Raw genomic sequence first — 17,960 nt, forward strand, 5'->3', positions numbered from 1 at the left:
TGGTTCTTCAACAGCCCCACCCGGCAGCGCTGCCAGGTCGCGCTGAGCACCTTGGTGACGGCGGCCTTCAGGCCTTCGTGGGCGTCGGAGACGACCAGCTTGACGCCTCTGAGGCCACGGCGGGTCAGCTTGCGTAGGAACTCGGTCCAGATCGGCTCGGCCTCGGAGGTGCCGACCTCCATGCCCAGCACCTCCCGGCGACCGTCGCTGTTGACACCGACGGCGATGATCACGGCGACGGAGACGATCCGGCCGCCGCGGCGGACCTTCAGGTAGGTGGCATCGATCCACAGATATGGCCAGTCGCCCTCGATCGGCCGATCGAGGAAGGCCTTGACCTTGCCGTCGATCTCCTCGCACAGCCGACTGACCTGGCTCTTGGAGATGCCACTCATGCCCATGGCCTTGACCAGATCGTCGGCCGAGCGGGTCGAGATTCCCTGCACATAGGCTTCCTGGATGACCGCCGTCAGCGCCTTCTCGGCCATGCGCCGCGGCTCCAGGAAGCCCGGAAAGTAAGAGCCCTTCCTGAGTTTCGGAATGCGCAGCTCGACGGTTCCGGCGCGCGTCTCCCAATCCCGCTCGCGGTAGCCGTTGCGTTGGGCCGTCCGCAGTGGGTTCTTCTCGCCATAGCCGGCACCGGTGGCGGCGCCCACCTCCAGCTCCATCAGCCGCTCGGCGGCAAAACCGATCATCTCGCGCAAAAGATCGGCGTCGGGGGACTTCTCCACGAGTGCACGCAGGTTCATCATGTCGTCGGTCATCGGTGGTTCCTTCGAATCAGGTTGGTGTCAGCAACCCGACCCTACCGGAGAACATCGATGACCACCGCTCCGCCGCCCGCTCACTACGGCGCTGTTAAGGGCGCGCTCGCGAGCGGCTTCGCTACCGCCGAGCTACACCACCTGTGGGGACACGACCGAAGCATCGCTCTCCTCCTTCGGTGAACCCCTGAAAACGAAACGCTCCGCAACAAAGATCGTTGGTCGGACATGAGTTCGAACCGACGGGAAGAGTTTCCCGAGCCATAATAGTCGTGGTTGGTGCTTGTGATAAAGACAGATGAGCTGGATCGCCCGGCTTGGATGCTGCGAAGAGGCCTGCCATGGAAGATAGTGGAACTGACGCGGGGCACACGGACGAATCCGATTTACTCGATGCCCAGATGACCTCAGGAATACCGCTGATCGGGGCAGGTCGAGCGCGCCTCATCTGTACGCGGTGCTTGCATTTGCGCTCCGAAAACGCGAGATATACTCCTGCCTGTGAACTCGAACGCTCGGGCAAAAGGCCTCTCTTGCCAGACCGGCGGGAGGGCCTTTTTCAGTTTTATAGCCATCTGTGACCGCAGAAGCTCTCTCGAGAGCGCTCCCGATAAGCGCCGATCAACGCGATGGCGCGCACATGCGGCGCTGCCTTCCCTGCCGCTGATGCGGTTGGCTTCTAGCGAAGTGACAACCATCTTCTGCCGAGATATACCGCAGCCCCAGGCGACCGGGATCGGCTCCGCGGTGCCCACAGACTTCCGACGCATCGCAAGAGTTGTCTCTTGGGCTGATACGGTATTCTCGTCGGTCAATGCACTTTGTTCCGGTAGCTCGTGATTTTGTCGGTCCTGCATTATTCGTTCCTAGCTTACAGGTGGTGGCGCCTCAAAGCTGCGTAGAAGGGACTGCTTGTGCAGCTCTGAGGGCATCATTCACCGAGCGGCTGACGAGTGCCGCCCGGACTGACAACTCCGGATTATTCAAAAGGTTTCGCTCGGCGGGAAGCTAAGACCTTCGCCATTGATGAGCCGGCGTAAGGCTCCATATTTGCGCTGCTGGAAAGGCAGCGCTCCCTAGCACAACTTAGAAGGAGCGCTGCAGTTGGTCGACGTCGTGTATGGATGGCGAGGCGGCTGTTCTCGACGACAAGGGCCGCTCCGATTTCGGGATGCTGAAGCGGGCGCTCGGGCGGCTCCCTTCGCCGGTCGAATCTGACGTCATCCTCTGCTACGGCTTCGACCTCCTTATCGACTGCGGCTGCGGTTCCTAGGCAGGTTGCTGTCGCCTGATGAGGGAATATATCGAAATATAAACTGCGTACTGATTTGACATAGATCAAGGTATCGAATAGCACGCGTCCTATAACAACTGGACACTGCCCGTCCGGACGGAGAATGCAATGCCTACTTTGAAAGTCGATACTTCCAATTTCCAGAAAGAGGTTCTGAACTCGGCCGAACCGGTCGTAGTTGACTTCTGGGCACCATGGTGCGGCCCGTGCAAGATGATTGCACCCAGCCTCGAAGAAATCTCCACCGAGCTTGCCGGCAAGGTCAAGCTCGTTAAGCTCAATATCGATGAAAATCCCGAGCTGACGGCCGAGTATGGCGTCCGCTCGATCCCCATGCTTGCAATGTTCAAGGCAGGGGAAGTAGCCGACACCAAGGTCGGAGCCGCACCGAAGACGGCACTCATCTCCTGGATTTTGAACGCAATAGGTTGAGCCATTTAGACCTAGAATTGCAAAATACGAGCCCGGTTTGGCCGGGCCCTTTCTTGCCCTCGAACAATGGTGGCCGAGAATAGCGATTGCGCCCTTCCTCACCCGTGCAAGGGACCGCGACGTCGCAAATGACGCTCGCCGTTTCATAAATGTATCCACACGACCGCTTTCTCTTCGACTACTCTATGGGGCTCTCAAACAGCGGATCCGACGAGCTCATTGGTTGGGTGAGCGACTTGCTCCACGGCAATGATGTTAAACGTACCGAAGCGGCCTGTTAGGCTTTGACCTGGCCAATCTCCCGCAATCTGGAGGATCAGGAATCGCTGCGGAGAGAGCCGACCCGGATCGCAACCGCAGTTGGAGAATTGTTGCGCGCCTATTCAACCGTTCAGATTATCCGCGTGGCTACCAAAGACGTGGGCTTTGAAGGAGTGTCCATGCGTAAGGGAGACTTCGTTTCCTGCGCAACGATGATTGCTAACCGCGACCCCGCGGAATTCATGTGCCCCGACACGATCGACTTGGCGCGGCAGGACCACAGCTACATAGCATGTGGCTATGGTCCTCATCTTTGCCTCGGGGCAAATCTTGCCCGGCGTGAAATTGCCGTAGGCATCCACGAAAGGCTGACTCGGGCCCACCTTTCGAATCAAAGAGGGTATGTCGCCGATGACCTATGGGGGTCATGTATTCGGGCTCAAAAATTTAATTTTGACTGGTCCTAACAAACTCAGCGATGGTGGGAGAAACAATGGACGAGGCCAATATCAGTGAGCTACTCGACCGCGAGGCCATCAGAGACTGCCTCTACCGGTATTGCCGCGGGATCGACCGAGGGGATGAGGCAGCGCTGCGCAGCACGTACTGGCCGGATGCGCATGACAACCATGGGGGCTATTCTGGTCCATCCGAGGGCTTTATCCGACTTGCGCTTGGCATCTTCAAGACCGAGCCGCGCAATGTTCATCAGATAGCGAATATACTGATTGAATTCTCCAGCCCGTCAGAGGCCACGGTCGAGAGCTATTTCACGGCGCTTCAACGTGGACCGGACGCAGGCGGTGAGATACGGCAGGTGCTCCTGTGCGGCCGCTACGGCGATCTGTTCCACAAGCGGGAAGGGGAGTGGCGCATCATAGCCCGAACAGTGATTTACGATTGGATTGAGCAGCAGATCCCACCCGGACTGCCTGAAAGCGAAAGGTTCGCTTCACGGCGGCCAATTGGAGCGCCGTATCCGAATGATCCGATTTATGCGCTTCTCAAAGGCACCAGTCCGAGATGTGGACCAACATCGGAGGCGAACGACCATGATTGATCTGCAACATCGACGCCGCTTGCTTTCTGGCTTCGGCTGACGCTTCCTACATCACCGGCTCGATCCTCAATGTGGATGACGGGTTGACTTCAAACTTCGGGCCGAGTTGCGTCAGCAAATCTGATCTGACTGGCAATCGCTATGTGATGACGATCGCACGAAGCTGAGGATTCCAGGGGCTTAAGTCCAGGCCAGCACACTCGGGCGCAAAGTGCATGCTGCGGCATTTTTCGATGGAACGTTTCCTTGAATCCGCAGACACGCTCTGCGGTTCAAGGCAAATGGCAGAGGCAGCTTCTCGCGAGATGGCCGCTTACTCGATCGTCGAAAGCTGGATTGGCTAAGGCTTTACGACCTGCGTCCTACATCGGGTCTTCCCGATAGCGAACAAAGGAGACTGCATGGAGTTCGCGACATTCATTCTTGCCACCCAGCGCGGCTATCACCAAACGTCGGACAGCGTCATCCACGACGCCATTGAACAAACCGTCCTTTCTGAGCAGGCAGGCTTCGATACCGCTTGGTTCGCCGAACATCACTTTAATAACTACAGCCTGGTCCCGTCGCCGCTGATGATGGTCGCTCATTGCGCCGGCGTGACAAAAAGAATTCGTCTTGGGACTGCTGTCTGCGTCCTGCCGCTTTATCAGCCGCAGCGCTTGCTCGCCGAAATCGGTTTTGCCGATGTAGTTTCGAACGGCCGCCTCGAGCTCGGTGTTGGCTCAGGGTATCAGCAGTTCGAATTCGAGCGCTTCGGCGTCAACATTGATAACGCGCAAGCCATGTTTTCGGAGTATCTTGATATTGTGCTCAAAGGTCTCCGTCAGAAAATCTTCTCGCACAGCGGCCACTTTATGCAGATCCCTCCGACTGCGATCTCGGTCCGAACTATTCAAAAGCCCTCGCCGCCGATCTGGATCGCAACGGGGTCTCCGAGCAGTATGCGGCGGGCTTATCGTGAGAGACATAATCTCCTCGTAACCGCGCTACACAACGGATTGGAGACTTTGGGTGCTTTGCGAGGAATGATCCAGGAGGCAGCAGCTGCCGAGTTCAAGAGCCCTGGCGACGCGAAGATATCATTGCTGCGCTGCTGTTACGCGAGCGCTGACGGAGCGGAGATCAACCGCTATCTCGACAACGCACGTTTCCAGCGCCAGCTATCCGAAGCGCTTCATCAGCGTCGCCAGCAGAGCCACGATGGCTATATGCTGCAGGCAACGCCGACGCAGCTGGATTTGTCTCTCGAGACTATGCGGGAGAACCTGCCGATCGGTAGCATAAATCAAGTCATTGACCGCCTCCTGCAAGAAATCGAAATTCTGAAGCCGGACCAGATTGCGATTCAGACCCAACTGGGAGACCTCGATCAGACTACGATGCTGCGTCAGATAGAGCTCTGGGGAGATAAGATCATTCCAGCAGTCAATAAGTCCCTCAGTCACCTCAACGTTTGACTATCGTCGCGCGTTGCTCGCAATTCAGCTGCACCTCACGCAACTGTATACCTGATATTGCGTCAACGCAGGTCGTAGATCGGCACACCAATCGCGAGTCTGACACCAGACAGCGAACTCAAGCCAATATTGTCACCTTTGTCGGGTTCTCGACAGAACTGCATCCCTCGATCCACGCGGTTTTGGCGCATAACAATTGAAACCGCAGCGAATGCTTTTTTTAGCTCAATCAAGCTGGTTGGCGCGATTCTTGAAACACTTCTTGCGAGTTGGCGGAAACCTGTCGGCGGCCTTCGCAAAGCGGAACGACCATAATGGCAATGGTGCCGGGAGAGGTGCGACGAAACGGAACGCTCGTGGTCGCCTCGGCTCGCGATCTTGGTGAACTGCGACGCTTTGCCTGTCGCACGACGGGTTATGAATGGCTGGAAGAGGCGGCGATCGCGACGCTGGAACCCTCGCTTGCCCGGCGGTTCCGGCACGGGCTGTTCTTTCGCCGCGAAGCCCATCTCGATCCCCGGCGAGTGTTGTGTCTGCTGCGCACCAAGCTGACGGCTCAGGGGGTCACCTTCGTGGGCAAGAGCCCGCACGAGAGCTTCGACAGTGTAGTCGATTGCACGGGCGCAGCGCGCATCGGCGAGGCCGAGGACTTACGCGGCGTCCGCGGCGAAATGCTTTACCTTAGAAGCTGAGACGTGGACCTCTCCCGGCCGGTCCGCCTGCTCAATCCGCGTTTCCCCGTCTACATCGTTCCGCGTGGAGACGGTCTGTTCATGGTCGGCGCGACGATGATCGAGACGGAATTCGACGGGCCGATTGACGCCCGCTCACTGATGGAACTGCTCAACGCTGCGTACACGCTATTTCCGGCCTTTGCCGATGCAACCATAATCGAAACGGGTGTCGGAATCCGCCCAGCCTTTCCGGACAATCTTCCACGTGCAAGCCATCAGGGAAAGGTGATCTCGCTCAACGGCCTCTACCGCCACGGCTTTCTGCTCGCGCCGGCCATGGCGGCCGAGGCGGCTGAACTTGTTTCCAACCAACATACCACGGGAAGGAATGCCCCATGAAATTGATCGTTAACGGCGAGGCTCTGGATGTCGCGGCTGAGACGCTGTCGGAGCTTTTAGTCCTGATGGAATACGAGGGTGACTGGCTGGCGACAGCCATCAACGATGAGTTGGTCCATCGCGAAGACCGGTTCGATCGTTCGCTCAACGACAATGACAAGATCGAAATCCTGTCGCCGATGCAGGGAGGCTGACGGATGCTGACGCTTTATGGGTCCGAAATAAACTCCCGTCTGCTGCTCGGCACAGCGCGATATCCCTCTCCTGCCGTCCTCTCCGAGGCCGTCAGGCAATCGGCGACGGAAATCGTCACCGTCTCACTTCGTCGTGAGATGTCTGGTGATCTGAACCCTTCAAACTGGACCAGTTTTGGTTAGAGTTTTCCGGTGCATTTTCCTGGCTGGGAAAGGAACGGAAGACGATGAAGGCATCGCAGTTTTCGGACGCCCAGAAGGCGTTCATCCTGAAGCAGGGTGATGAAGGTGTGCCAGTCGCTGAGATCTGCCGGAAGGTGGGGATCAGCCAGGCGACGTATTTCAACTGGAAGAAAAAGTATGCCGGCATGTTGCCGCCGGAGATGAAGAAGCTGAAGCAGCTCAAGGACGAGAATGCGCGGCTGAAGAAGATCGTCGCGGACCTGACGTTGGACCGCGAAATGCTGCAGGATGTTATTCGCCGAAAGCTTTAAGGCCTGCTCGCAAGCGTGAGGTGGTGAAGGGCATGTGCCGGGACTGGGCAATCTCGATCCGGCGTGCCTATGGAGCGTTGAACTTCGATCGGTCGACCTACCACTACACCTCTCGCCGTGCCGATCAGGCCGGCCTCGGACGTCGTATTCGCGAGATCTGCGAGACCCGTGTGCGCTACGGCTATTGGCGCGTGCATGTGTTGCTGGAACGCGAAGGTTGGGGCACCAACATCAAGCGAACCTATCGTATTTACAGGGACTTGGGCCTGCAGCTGCGCAACAAGGCTCCAAAGCGCAGGGTCAAGGCAAAGCTGCGGGAAGATCGGCAGACAGCCATCGGCCCGAACGATGTCTGGGCGATGGATTTCGTGCACGACCAACTCGCGACCGGAAAGAAGCTGCGGGTTCTGACGGTGGTCGACACCTTCTCACGTTATGTGCCGGTGCTTGATCCGCGTCACAGCTATCGCGGCGAAGACGTGGTGCAGACATTGGAGCGGGTATGCCGGCAAGTCGGCTATCCGCGGACGATCCGCGTCGATCAGGGGACGGAGTTTGTGTCTCGCGATCTCGACCTATGGGCCTATGCCAAGGGCGTCACCCTGGACTTCTCACGTCCTGGAAAGCCCACGGACAACGCCTTCATCGAAGCCTTCAACGGCCGCTTCCGGGCGGAATGCCTGAACCAGCACTGGTTCCTGACCCTTGCGGATGCGCGCGAAAAGATGGAGGATTGGCGTCGATACTACAACGAGGAACGGCCTCATGGCGCGATCGGCAATAAGGTGCCGATCTCGCTGATGAATTCCGGAGGCGCAACCAGCCCGCCTCCCTGAACGAAGCCGGAAAACTCTAGCCTCCGCTGGTCCAGAAACCTGGGGCGGTTCAAAAACCGCCGAGGCTCTCTTATGTTCATTTGCAAGCTCCTTAATCATGACTCTTTCCTTTCCGGCCTTGAGGACGAAAGCACGCATGCGTGAAGCTGTTGAACAAAGGAGGAGGCAGGGCATTTTGACGACGGCTGGCATACTCTTATGCGCGGGTTGGGTACCGCATTTCCGTGTATTCGTCTGGGGCTGCCTCTGTCTAATCTCGGGCTTGGAATTGTCCGCCACATAGAGCCTGCGAGGGTTCCCCACCGGAGCCCTGCCTCCATCTTTGTCCAACAGAAGATGATTTCAATTTTCGGGTTAAGCGTTTTTGTTCGAGCGGGGCATTCGCCTTTAGGCTTTTGCTGTGGGAGCGACCTCCTGCCCAATCGCCCATAGGAACGCTGCCATTTCTCGCGCAAGGGCGGTGACCGCGACGACCTTCGGCTTGCCTGCCGCGAGTAGTTTTCGATAGCGTGCGCAAAGCCTTACCTGGGCTTTCCAAGCAATCTCGCGAACCGTTCTTGGCAGGTCGTCCAGCCGCGCCTGGATCTTCGGGCTCACGCGGGCCGGAAAGCGATATGTCCAAGCGCCCTCAATGAGTACCCTTCGAGCTCTTGTGTTGCCCGCCTTCGTGATCCCGCCACGCTTGACCCGTTCGCCGGTTGAGCTTTCCGACGGAACGAGACCGAGATACGCCATCAGCTGGGCGAGGATTATCAAAGCGCCTGACATCGCCGATTTCGACGACAAAGGTGACCGCCGTCATGAACGCGACGCCGCGCATCGCCTGGTAGGCGGCCACAACCGGCGCCATTGACCAGGATGCCGCGGTCTCGACGACCAGCTTGATCAGCCGATCCAGGCGCACGCTGGCATCCGCGACAGCCTGGCAATATTCCGCCAGCAGGATTTGGTGGGCGGGATGATCGAAGGCCTGGCACGTTAGCCATCTTCGATGGGCACGCGTCCATGGTTCGCGGCCGGCATAGATCCTGCCATGACGCAACAAGAAGGACTGAAGTTGCTGACGGACCTGCTTCAGCGCCTCGCTGGCCACCTCGCGCGCCCGCACCAGATCGCGGATCGCCTCATGGCCTTCATCTGGGACCCAGACCGCGGTCAGTTCGCCCGCCCGGTGCAGGCGCGCCAGACTCATGGCATCCCGGCGGTTTGTCTTCACCCGATCGCCCGCACGCTTGGGTACCAGTGACGGCGCCACGACCACGCAATCATGCCCCAGTTCGACAATCTGCCGGTAAAGACCGTAACCCGTGGGACCAGCTTCATAGCAAAAGTGAAGCTTAGCTCCGCGCTTGGAAAGCTTGCTGACCATCGATGCTACTGATGCCGGCTCCGAGGAAATGTCGCCGAAAAACCGTACCTCGCCGTTGCGGCTTCCATCGGCTATCGCCACAGAAATCTTCAGCTTCGAAGTATCCAGGCCGATGAAAATTACGCTATCTTCTTTCATGGTTCGCCCTCGCTAAGCATGGGGCAAGGCTCCGGCCTATCCAGAGCAACCCCCGATTTAGCTTACCGCGGGGGCGGGCCACCTTCATCCCGCGAACATACGGTCTAATCGCCGCTGGATGAAAGTTCAGTGGCAGGTCACTGGCGGCCGCAGTGGGGGCACCTTTTTCGAGATGATCCGCGCGCTCGGCGTTCGTATCCTAACCAACACCGCAGGTTGCCACAGCGTCGCGGAAGCGGTGCTGACCGCAAGGATAGCACGCGAGCTGTTCGCCACCGACTGGATCAAGCTCGAGGTCATCGGCAACCATGATACGCTACAGCCGGATGTCTTCGGCCCCGTCGAGGCGGCTCGCATTCTCGTCAGCGAAGGTTTCGAAGTCTTCCCGTACACATCAGTTCTTCCTGATCGTCGACAGCGCCGAGTGGATTGCCCGGCTGGTACCCCTCGGCGTCAAGCTGGTGCAGTGGCGCATCAAGGATCGTCCGGAGACTGAACTATGCACAGACTACAAATAACCTCGCCATGGAGTGCCTCCATCGTGTGAACGGTGAGACCGTATGTTTGATGCACAGAGCGTGGAGCCGGTGATGTCAGAAAAAGTCGCCTGACATCCGCTGTCTGCGCGGAACCGACAATAGATGCTGCATCCACAATAGCTGCCGACGACGCTAGAAGGGCAACCTCGCGTTCTCCTTGACTTCCTTCATCACGAAGAAGGTGCGCGTCTGGCGCACGCCTGGGAGGGCGATCAGCTTCTGGCCGTGTAGCTTGTTGAAATCGGCCATGTCGCGGACGCGTATTTTCAGGAGATAATCGAAATCTCCGGCGACCAAATTGCAGTCCAGTACTTCCTTCAGCTCCATGACCGCGCCCTCAAAGGCACCAAAGCTCTCAGGCGTGGAGCGATCCAGTACCACGCCAACCATAACCATCGCGCCGAGGCCTACGGCGCCCGGCGCGACTTCCGCCCGCACGCCGGTAATGTAGCCCTCCTCGAAGAGGCGCTGAGTTCGCCTGTGGCAAGTTGCAGCACTGACATTCACGCGCTTGGCGAGATCGGCATTGCTCAGCCGGCCCTCCGATTGCAAGGCGCGCAAAATCTTGAGGTCTATCCTATCGACATCCTCTGTGGGAGACTCTTTCATTTTACCTCATATAATTGAAGACTTGGGTTCTCCAATCGAACAATTATGCCGATAAAGAAAACTTTTAAAGCAAAATTAGAGAGCACCTTTCAAACTATATCTACTAGCCTTCGGCCACAAATTCGGCACGGAGGCCCTGATCGATGTCACTGTTGGAAAAGTTCGAACGCTACCCGCTCACCTTCGGCCCGACGCCGATCGAGCACCTGCCGCGGCTGACTGCGGCGCTGGGCGGCAAGGTCGAGATCTATGCCAAGCGCGACGACTGCAATTCCGGCCTCGCCATGGGCGGCAACAAGCTCAGGAAGCTCGAATATATCGTGCCCGACGCGATCGCCTCCGGCGCGGATACGCTGGTGTCGATCGGTGGGGTCCAGTCGAATCATACCCGCATGGTGGCTGCGACTGCGGCGAAGATCGGCATGAATTGTGTCGTCATCCAGGAGAAATGGGTACCGCACTACGATGCGGTCTATGACCGTGTCGGCAATATCCTGATGACGAAACTGATGGGCGCCGACAGCCGGCTGGTCGAGGATGGGTTCGACATCGGCATCCGCAAGAGTTGGGAGGATGCGATTCAGTCGGTAGAGGATGCGGGCGGCAAGCCCTATGCGATCCCGGCTGGCGCTTCGGTACACAAGTTCGGAGGCCTCGGCTATGTCGGCTTCGCCGAGGAAGTCGCGGCACAGGAGAAGGACCTCGGCTTCATCTTCGACTATATCATCGTTTGCGTTGTCACCGGTTCAACCCAGGGCGGAATGATCGTCGGCTTTGCCGCACTAGACAGGGCCGACCGGGTCATTGGCATCGATGCCTCGGGCACCCTCCAGCAGACGCGGGATCAGGTGCGGAAGATCGTCGATGCCACCTCGGAACTCGTGAACCTTGGTCGGTCGGTGCGTGAAGACGAGATCGTCATCAACCCTGACTACGCCTATCCCGCCTATGGAGTGCCCTCGGAGGAGACCAACGAGGCGATCCGGCTCGCGGCGCGCACCGAGGCGATGATTACCGACCCGGTCTATGAGGGAAAGTCGATGCAGGGGATGATCGATCTCGCGCGCAAGGGCTTCTTCCCCGAGGGCTCGAAGGTGCTCTACGCCCATCTCGGCGGCGCCCCGGCGCTCAACGGCTATAGCTATTACTACAGGGACGGCTGATTGGCACCGTCAGGTTAACCGGCCCGGTATCGCATTACATAGCTGAATGGCAAGCCGAGCCGATTATGATCACGCCTCCGCAGTTCGATCTCCAGTCGATCCGACAGTGAAAACGAATAGTGTCGGATCAGGCTGTCCTCGTCGACTGTTATAACGAAAAACTTCCGTGGATCCGCGCACGTTTCCCCAGGGATGAGATAACCCCAGCGCGGACCAAACGGATAGACGGCTTAGAACAGCAATTTGCCTTCGGCCTTTGTAACCGCTGACCAGCATGGCGTGTTAGGAAACCCGATACGTCTCTTTCCAACTCCGAACGTGTCTGTCGCAGTACCAATCAAGGATAACGGAGATTCCGTCGTAGCTCGCGGCAGATCGTCGAAGGGTCTCGGCCAAGGGGGCGGGCGCGATCTCCGCCTGACTGATCTTCTTCTCATGCATCCGCCGGCTGGTTCGATCGCGTTGGCGCGCGGGGGAATGACGATGACGGTAGCCGCACTGTGGTCGGTGACCGCGTCGTAGGTGGGCTTCCCGTCGTAGGCGCCGTCGGCTGTGAACTGCCCGATCCGACCATCGATCTGGTTGAGCAACGGCTCCACCTGCGATGCGTCGCCCGCGTCCTGGTCGGTCATCGTATGTGCAATGATCTCGCTGCTATCGGCATCCAGTGCCACATGCAGCTTTCGCCAACCACGGCGGGATCTGGCGCCATGCTTCTCCCCCAACCATTGGCCCGCGCCGTAGACCTGCAGTCCAGTGCTGTCGACAAGAATATGCACTGGCCCGTCCGGTCGACCCTGGAGGTCATGCGCCTTGTTGGGGCGATTGCCATGTTCGCGCCCGACGGCCCAGGGTGGTATGATCGGGGATAGCGAGCGCCAAGCCCATCAAGGGCAGCACCTATCCTAATAATCCTTCGACCTGACGCAGCCGCAAGCCGAACACCAGGCCCAGCGTCAAGGCGGTCTCGATGGCTAGATCGGAATAACGCGGCTGGCCACCACGCGTCGTTCGGCGTGGAGCAAGCCACATGGCAAGCGCCTCCGGTGTCAGCCACAGGGTCAAGCTGCCACGTCGCCGTAACCCGGCCTCATATTCCGGCCAGTTCGTCACCTTGAATTTCATCCTGCCGATGTGATGGCGGCGGGCGGCGTTATGTTTGGAAGGCATCAAGGTCACAGATCGGTTATTGAGGTTGCCGATCGCCTACACCACGACCGCTAAACGATCCGTGCACCAACGCGGCCCGGCTCCGCACAGCGGTTCGCACCGAGTACCGTCTTCGACGCGCCGACGGGAATTACGCCTGCGTCATTGACGTCGGACAGCCACGATTTGCATCGGACGGAGCCTTCCTCGGTTATGTCGGCAATGTCCTCGACATAACGGAACGGCGGCAGGCCGAACTTGCCCGGGAGGAGCGAAGCCTTGATCCAAGCGTGTTTGAAAGCACGCCCGATTGCATCCGCCTGCTTGATATCGATGGCCGTCCCCTGCTTATGAACCGCGCGGGAAGGCAACTGTTTGGGCTCGATGAGAACGCGACACTCGAAGATGTCGCGTGGCGAGATCTGGTGCACCGAAGTGCGGAAGGGCCGGACGACGCGTGTCGAAACGGCGATACGGGACAGCGCGGGTTTCAAACGATACATGGACGTCATCACCGCCCCGGTGTTCGGTGCTTCCGGTAAGCCCATCCGCATGCTGGCAATCTGGCGCGACGTGACCGAAGCTCGGAAGGCAAGGGACGAGGCGGAAGCCGCGCGCCACGAAGCCGAACGCCTGGCTGAACGGCTCTCAGCGGTGCTCGAGAGCACGATGGACAGCGTGCTGGTCGTCGACCGAAGCTGGCGCATCAGCTATTTCAACATCAAAGCCATGCGCCTCCTGCAACTTGATGAACACGCGATCGGGCTCGATTTATGGAAGGTTTTTCCTGCGGACGGAAACTCGGTATTTGCGATCGAGTTCCGGTGGGCGATGGCGGATCGCAGTAACGTAAGCTTCGAAGAATATCTGGAGCCACGTGGGATCTGGCTCGAAATGCATGCCGCGCCGACTTCGGAGGGTATGTCGCTGTTCTTCAGGGACATAACGTAACGGCGCAAGGCGGAGCAGGAGTGCTCCCTCGCCCACAGGCAAATTCATCATATGGCCCGGCACGACGCCCTGACCGGCTTGGCTAATCGTCAGTTTCTGCGCGAGGCATTCGAACGGCTATTGGACGAGTCGCAGGGAAAGGCCACAACGGCAATTCTCAACCTGGACCTCGACGGCTTCAAGGCAGTCAATGACGCCTATGGCCATCCGGCTGGCGATTTGTTGCTACGTCGCGTGGCCGAACGTCTGCGCGCCTGCGCCAATGAGAACGACGTTGTTGCTCGGCTGGGAGGCGACGAGTTCGTTGTCCTGAGGGCCGACCTCCACAATGAGGAAGAAGCAATTAGCCTGGCAAAGAGCATCATAGATTTGGTTGGAGCACCCTATGATCTCGATGGAACGCATGCAGATGTCGGAGTAAGTGTCGGGCTTGCCTTTGCCCCGAAGGATGGCCGGTCCGCGGATGAGCTGATCAAGGCTGCCGACATTGCCCTTTACCGGGCGAAAGCAAACGGCCGCGGCACCTACAGGCAATTTGCCCCGGGCATGGACGCTCACCTGCGAGCCAAGCAAGAAATGAAAATCGAACTTCGTCGCGCCCTCGAGAGGGGCGAGCTGGAGCTGTTCTATCAGCCGCTGATAAACCTCGGAACTAAGCAGATCACGACCTGCGAGGCGCTCGTGCGCTGGAGACATCCAGATAAAGGATTGATCTCGCCTGTCGAGTTCATTCCGATAGCGGAGGAAACGGGACTGATCATTCCGCTTGGGGAGTGGACCCTGGGCGAGGCGTGCAGGGAAGCCGCCAAATGGCCGCCGCACATCAGCGTGGCGGTAAATCTTTCGCCACTGCAATTTCGAAATCGTAAACTTGCCGCTCTCGTGGCAGATTCACTTCGAGAGGCCGGATTGGATGCTTCGCGCCTACAGCTCGAAATAACGGAGTCGGTGCTGCTCGACGAAAGTGACAATAACCTGCATCTCCTACAGGAAATCAGGCAGGTCGGCGCCAAAATCGCGATGGATGATTTTGGAACTGGCTACTCCTCTCTCAGTTGTCAGGGCCGTGGCAGGTATTTGACGAAGTTTAGGAATAACCACCACTGTGGAGGGCGTGGAGACACAGACCCAACTAGCCGCCGTCAACGCCGAAGGGTTCGATGAGGCGCAGGGATATCTATTCGCCCGCCCTCTTTCTGCGGAGCAGGTGTTCGAAGTGATACAAGCCGGGCAGATCGAGTGACAGCGCCCACCCCACCTTCCCCACAGATCGGTAATCGAGAAAATGCCGCACTCTAGGAAGCGGCCTCAGCCAATGCCGCTGTTTTGCCTGGAATCGGCACCATGGCTTTGCTCTTGCCGGGCCGAGATCGCCGGCCGGACGCGCGCAAGCTGCTCGACGTCCTCTGCGCGGCCCACATATTTGGCATAGTCCGAAATCGGGCGGGGCCGGCCCACAAGATAACCTTGTACCTGATCGCAGCTCTCGCGGGTCAGGAATGCAAGCTGATCCGTCGATTCCACGCCTTCAGCGATGATGGGCAGATCGAGGCCGCGCCCAAGTCCGATTACGGCTCGGATGATTGCTGAAGATTGGGAAAGCCCGATGTTGCGGACAAACGACTGGTCGATCTTGATTTTGTCAAACGGAAAGGATTGCAGATACGAAAGCGAGGAATAGCCGGTCCCGAAATCGTCCATTGCGATCCGCACACCCAGCGCCTTCACATGCCCCAGCGTCGAGATCGCACGTTCCAGGTCGTCGATCAAAACGCTTTCTGTGATCTCGAGCTCCAACCGTTCTGGCTCAAGTCCCGTTTCGATCAGAACTGACTTTACGAGCCTATCGAGATCGCCGTGTTTGAATTGCACCGGAGAGAGGTTGACGGCAACCGAAAGCTTCCGTGGCCAAGCAGCTGCCTCTCGGCAGGCCTCTCGTAGCACCCACTCGCCGATCTCGATCATCAAACTGCTCTCTTCGGCGATCGGAATGAAGACTGAAGGCGGGATATTGCCACGGGTCGGATGGTTCCACCGCAGCAGTGCTTCGAAGCCAATGACATCGCCGCCGATGTCAGCCTGTGGCTGATAAACAATAGACAGCTGCTGCTGAGAAATCGCAGCCTGCAGATCTCGTTGCAGTGCTCGCCGCTCGCGTAGCCATTTATCCATTTGCGGTTCGAAGAAACGGGCCGTACCGCGTCCGTCAGCCTTCGCACGATAGAGAGCTGCGTCGGCATTGCCCATGAGTTCGGCGGCGTTGTCCCCGTCGGCGGGGAAGATTGCTACGCCAAGGCTCGTACCCATGCGGATCCGGGTGCCCTCGATTTCGGCGTCCTCGCTCAGAATGGTGATGATCAGGTCGGCAAGCTGTGCCGCGTAGCTCGCGTCAGCTTCTGCCAAGACCATGAATTCGTCGCCACCCAGGCGCGCGACGAATGCACCCACCGCAGTTGCGCAAAGGCGTTTGGCAGCCAGGCACAAAACTTGATCCCCGACATGGTGACCGAAGAGGTCATTGACCTCCTTGAAGCGGTCGAGGTCGAGGCACAGGACCGCAAACTGGGTGCCTTGCTTTTGGTGCTGCTCGAGCAGTGTATCGAGTTTCTGCTTCAACGCGGCGCGGTTGGGCAAGTCGGTCAACGGATCATGCAGCGCCAGACGCGCTATCTGCCGTTCGGCGTTTCGGTGCTCGGTAATATCCTCGTGCGTGGAAACCCATCCGCCGTCGGATGTCCTCTCGTGATGGACGCGAATGACCTTGCCCGACTTCAGCTCCATCGACCAATCTTGCGGGGATGACTTGGAATTGATCGCATCGCACCAGGCCAGATATTCATCATGCGGCACGACCGGGCAGGCACCGACCGCATAGCGCAGTTCGGTGATCTCGCTTAAAGTCATGCCCGGCTTGATCATCTCCGGTGGTAGGCCGTATACCTCCGCATACCGCCGATTTGATAGAATCAGCCGCTGGTCCGCGTCGAAAAAGCAGACCCCCTGGCCGATATTTTCGAGGGTTGTGGCGAATTGAATATTGCGCTGGTCAAGCTGTTTCTGCGCCTGCTGCAGGTCGAGACGGCCTTTTACACGTGCCAGCAGTTCTTCTGTCAACACAGGTTTGACAACGCAGTCCACCGCACCCGCGGCAAAGGCGTTCTCTCTCTCGGCGGCACTCGAAACGAGATGGATCATTGGAACAGATTGAAACTCCTCCCAACGTTTTCCATCTCTCAAGATTTCGCCATGGATATCGCTATCCAGCAATAGGAGGTCCGGCTTTACCAGGCGCGCATGTTGCTCAAAGGTCCGGTAGTCTGGAGAGCAAACGCACGAATACCCGATTTCCCGAAGGCTGCGGGCGACCGACGAGGCTTCCTCATAGCTTCCGCCAGCAAGAATGATCAAAGGATTCGAAGAACGTGTAGGGCTGGCGGAGATCAGCATGGAATGCTCCCTTGCATTCATGAAGTGATGCAGAACCCCATCGAGCAGGGCAGATCCGTAAATGCATAATACAACGCACGATCTGATCATAAGCAACCCTACACTTATAGAGGGTTTCTTTTTGATCCGTTCGGAGTTTTGTTAGATTTTCGACGCTCGCGACAGCGGCCCTGGTCGGCCCCAACGAAGAACGGCGACCAGCTGAGGCGTTTCGGAACAACGGGCTTAAGCACCGTCGCCTTCCATCCGATCGAGACCGCTTGACACCGAAGCCTGCTTCGGGGAGCGCCTGTTCGAAACCAAGCAGCAATAACGCCTCATCCTCCGCGAGCACTGTTGCTGGCTGCTGCAGACCACGATGATGAACAACGTCGATCCGCTTACCTCGTTCACTCAGACCCCTTGAGTGCATTGCCAGTGGGTGGCCGAGCCGGAATAGACGCGCTCATGCCTTGAAACTACGCCGCCTGAAGGGCTCAGCTTGCAGCTATTCATTATCAGTCCTCCCACGAATTGAATTTTGTGACCTCGTATTGCCGCGCAGCAGCCACTGAAACAGAACGACCGCCGATCATCGATCGACTGCCGACAGCTGTCCTACCGTGAGGATACAATCTTGGGAACGCAGCCCTGCGCCACCGAAGCTTCTCGCCTCCCGGCTCTCGACATCCTTGCTCCCGACTTTGTCATTCTACTCGTGCTGCGCCTGTTATGCGCCGTGGGAGTGTCG

General features: G+C 58.3%; 14 protein-coding genes and 8 pseudogenes. 16 read left to right on the forward strand and 6 right to left on the reverse strand.

Annotation, left to right across the window (positions count from 1 at the left end):
* Nucleotides 1–2: 2 nt before the first annotated feature.
* Nucleotides 3–764, reverse strand: a pseudogene (locus tag PZL22_RS27410) (IS256 family transposase); the annotation flags it as partial.
* A 1,120-nt stretch (nt 765–1,884) separates the two neighbouring features.
* Here PZL22_RS27410 and PZL22_RS27415 point away from each other — a divergent pair.
* The 9 genes and pseudogenes from PZL22_RS27415 to PZL22_RS27455 all read left to right on the forward strand — a co-directional run bounded on the left by PZL22_RS27415 (nt 1,885) and on the right by PZL22_RS27455 (nt 7,865).
* Nucleotides 1,885–2,037, forward strand: a complete 153-nt coding sequence (locus PZL22_RS27415; RefSeq protein ID WP_003532546.1) for a DNA ligase-like domain-containing protein — start codon at nt 1,885–1,887, stop codon at nt 2,035–2,037.
* A 129-nt stretch (nt 2,038–2,166) separates the two neighbouring features.
* The gene (trxA, locus tag PZL22_RS27420) at nt 2,167–2,490 is read left to right on the forward strand and encodes a thioredoxin (protein WP_003532548.1); all 324 of its coding nucleotides are present in this window, start codon (nt 2,167–2,169) and stop codon (nt 2,488–2,490) included.
* A gap of 277 nt (nt 2,491–2,767) precedes the next feature.
* A pseudogene (locus PZL22_RS27425) lies at nt 2,768–3,267 on the forward strand (cytochrome P450); the annotation flags it as partial.
* Complete coding sequence (locus tag PZL22_RS27430; RefSeq protein WP_003532552.1) at nt 3,245–3,811, forward strand: nuclear transport factor 2 family protein; 567 nt, start codon at nt 3,245–3,247, stop codon at nt 3,809–3,811. The pseudogene PZL22_RS27425 and the gene PZL22_RS27430, both read left to right, overlap by 23 nt.
* A gap of 401 nt (nt 3,812–4,212) precedes the next feature.
* On the forward strand, nt 4,213–5,268 hold the full coding sequence (locus PZL22_RS27435; RefSeq protein ID WP_046067162.1) for an LLM class flavin-dependent oxidoreductase: 1,056 nt from the start codon (nt 4,213–4,215) through the stop codon (nt 5,266–5,268).
* A gap of 317 nt (nt 5,269–5,585) precedes the next feature.
* Nucleotides 5,586–6,341, forward strand: a pseudogene (locus tag PZL22_RS27440) (FAD-dependent oxidoreductase); the annotation flags it as partial.
* On the forward strand, nt 6,338–6,535 hold the full coding sequence (gene thiS / locus PZL22_RS27445; RefSeq protein WP_013845267.1) for a sulfur carrier protein ThiS: 198 nt from the start codon (nt 6,338–6,340) through the stop codon (nt 6,533–6,535). The pseudogene PZL22_RS27440 and the gene thiS, both read left to right, overlap by 4 nt.
* A 3-nt stretch (nt 6,536–6,538) precedes the next feature.
* Nucleotides 6,539–6,691, forward strand: a pseudogene (locus tag PZL22_RS27450) (thiazole biosynthesis family protein); the annotation flags it as partial.
* 71 nt (nt 6,692–6,762) lie between these two features.
* A protein-coding gene (locus PZL22_RS27455; protein ID WP_127701509.1) for an IS3 family transposase occupies nt 6,763–7,865 on the forward strand; the annotation gives its coding sequence in 2 pieces (ribosomal slippage) (nt 6,763–7,024 and nt 7,024–7,865; 1,104 coding nt in all).
* 387 nt (nt 7,866–8,252) lie between these two features.
* On the opposite strand, the pseudogene PZL22_RS27460 reads toward PZL22_RS27455, so the two are convergent.
* Nucleotides 8,253–9,372 (reverse strand): annotated as a pseudogene (locus tag PZL22_RS27460) (IS110 family RNA-guided transposase).
* 118 nt (nt 9,373–9,490) lie between these two features.
* Here PZL22_RS27460 and PZL22_RS27465 point away from each other — a divergent pair.
* Nucleotides 9,491–9,868 (forward strand): beta/alpha barrel domain-containing protein, encoded by a 378-nt coding sequence (locus PZL22_RS27465; protein ID WP_017267885.1) that lies wholly within the window; start codon nt 9,491–9,493, stop codon nt 9,866–9,868.
* A 175-nt stretch (nt 9,869–10,043) separates the two neighbouring features.
* Here the strand turns inward: PZL22_RS27465 and PZL22_RS27470 are convergent, their stop codons facing one another.
* Complete coding sequence (locus PZL22_RS27470; RefSeq protein ID WP_003532569.1) at nt 10,044–10,520, reverse strand: Lrp/AsnC family transcriptional regulator; 477 nt, start codon at nt 10,518–10,520, stop codon at nt 10,044–10,046.
* A 143-nt stretch (nt 10,521–10,663) separates the two neighbouring features.
* On the opposite strand from PZL22_RS27470, the gene PZL22_RS27475 reads away from it, so the two are divergent.
* Complete coding sequence (locus tag PZL22_RS27475; RefSeq protein WP_013845262.1) at nt 10,664–11,683, forward strand: 1-aminocyclopropane-1-carboxylate deaminase; 1,020 nt, start codon at nt 10,664–10,666, stop codon at nt 11,681–11,683.
* A 15-nt stretch (nt 11,684–11,698) separates the two neighbouring features.
* Here PZL22_RS27475 and PZL22_RS27480 read toward each other — a convergent pair.
* Nucleotides 11,699–11,877: pseudogene (locus PZL22_RS27480) on the reverse strand (DUF4158 domain-containing protein); the annotation flags it as partial.
* A gap of 249 nt (nt 11,878–12,126) precedes the next feature.
* A pseudogene (locus PZL22_RS27485) lies at nt 12,127–12,853 on the reverse strand (IS5 family transposase); the annotation flags it as partial.
* Nucleotides 12,854–12,996: 143 nt separating this feature from the next.
* On the opposite strand from PZL22_RS27485, the gene PZL22_RS27490 reads away from it, so the two are divergent.
* The 4 genes from PZL22_RS27490 to PZL22_RS27505 are packed head-to-tail and all read left to right on the forward strand — an operon-like array spanning nt 12,997 to nt 15,026.
* Complete coding sequence (locus PZL22_RS27490; protein WP_234706441.1) at nt 12,997–13,374, forward strand: PAS domain-containing protein; 378 nt, start codon at nt 12,997–12,999, stop codon at nt 13,372–13,374.
* Entirely contained in the window at nt 13,334–13,783 is a 450-nt protein-coding gene (locus tag PZL22_RS27495) for a PAS domain-containing protein (RefSeq protein ID WP_234706440.1), read from the forward strand. Before PZL22_RS27490 ends, PZL22_RS27495 begins: the two co-directional genes overlap by 41 nt.
* A 51-nt stretch (nt 13,784–13,834) precedes the next feature.
* A complete protein-coding gene (locus PZL22_RS27500; protein WP_050543918.1) occupies nt 13,835–14,947 on the forward strand; it encodes a putative bifunctional diguanylate cyclase/phosphodiesterase in 1,113 nt (370 codons plus the stop codon).
* Nucleotides 14,898–15,026 carry a hypothetical protein gene (locus PZL22_RS27505; protein WP_164829331.1) on the forward strand — a complete coding sequence of 43 codons (129 nt, stop codon included), beginning with the start codon at nt 14,898–14,900 and terminating at the stop codon, nt 15,024–15,026. The genes PZL22_RS27500 and PZL22_RS27505 overlap by 50 nt, the downstream gene beginning before the upstream one ends.
* Before the next feature lie 65 nt (nt 15,027–15,091).
* Here PZL22_RS27505 and PZL22_RS27510 read toward each other — a convergent pair whose 3' ends face one another.
* A complete protein-coding gene (locus PZL22_RS27510; RefSeq protein WP_127701508.1) occupies nt 15,092–16,897 on the reverse strand; it encodes a putative bifunctional diguanylate cyclase/phosphodiesterase in 1,806 nt (601 codons plus the stop codon).
* Between the two features lie 676 nt (nt 16,898–17,573).
* Between PZL22_RS27510 and PZL22_RS31690 the strand changes: the two are divergent.
* Nucleotides 17,574–17,686 (forward strand): annotated as a pseudogene (locus tag PZL22_RS31690) (transposase domain-containing protein); the annotation flags it as partial.
* Between the last annotated feature and the right edge of the window lie 274 nt (nt 17,687–17,960).

It is taken from the genome of Ensifer meliloti, from assembly GCF_030064585.1.
GTDB lineage: Bacteria > Pseudomonadota > Alphaproteobacteria > Rhizobiales > Rhizobiaceae > Sinorhizobium > Sinorhizobium meliloti.

Excerpts from the sequence above, each read along its gene's own strand:
- PZL22_RS27415 (WP_003532546.1), top strand. The coding sequence starts at position 1,885 with ATGGATGGCGAGGCGGCTGTTCTCGACGACAAGGGCCGCTCCGATTTC.
- trxA (WP_003532548.1), top strand. The coding sequence starts at position 2,167 with ATGCCTACTTTGAAAGTCGATACTTCCAATTTCCAGAAAGAGGTTCTG.
- PZL22_RS27430 (WP_003532552.1), top strand. The coding sequence starts at position 3,245 with ATGGACGAGGCCAATATCAGTGAGCTACTCGACCGCGAGGCCATCAGA.
- PZL22_RS27435 (WP_046067162.1), top strand. The coding sequence starts at position 4,213 with ATGGAGTTCGCGACATTCATTCTTGCCACCCAGCGCGGCTATCACCAA.
- thiS (WP_013845267.1), top strand. The coding sequence starts at position 6,338 with ATGAAATTGATCGTTAACGGCGAGGCTCTGGATGTCGCGGCTGAGACG.
- PZL22_RS27465 (WP_017267885.1), top strand. The coding sequence starts at position 9,491 with ATGAAAGTTCAGTGGCAGGTCACTGGCGGCCGCAGTGGGGGCACCTTT.
- PZL22_RS27470 (WP_003532569.1), bottom strand. The coding sequence starts at position 10,520 with ATGAAAGAGTCTCCCACAGAGGATGTCGATAGGATAGACCTCAAGATT.
- PZL22_RS27475 (WP_013845262.1), top strand. The coding sequence starts at position 10,664 with ATGTCACTGTTGGAAAAGTTCGAACGCTACCCGCTCACCTTCGGCCCG.
- PZL22_RS27495 (WP_234706440.1), top strand. The coding sequence starts at position 13,334 with ATGGACGTCATCACCGCCCCGGTGTTCGGTGCTTCCGGTAAGCCCATC.
- PZL22_RS27500 (WP_050543918.1), top strand. The coding sequence starts at position 13,835 with ATGGCCCGGCACGACGCCCTGACCGGCTTGGCTAATCGTCAGTTTCTG.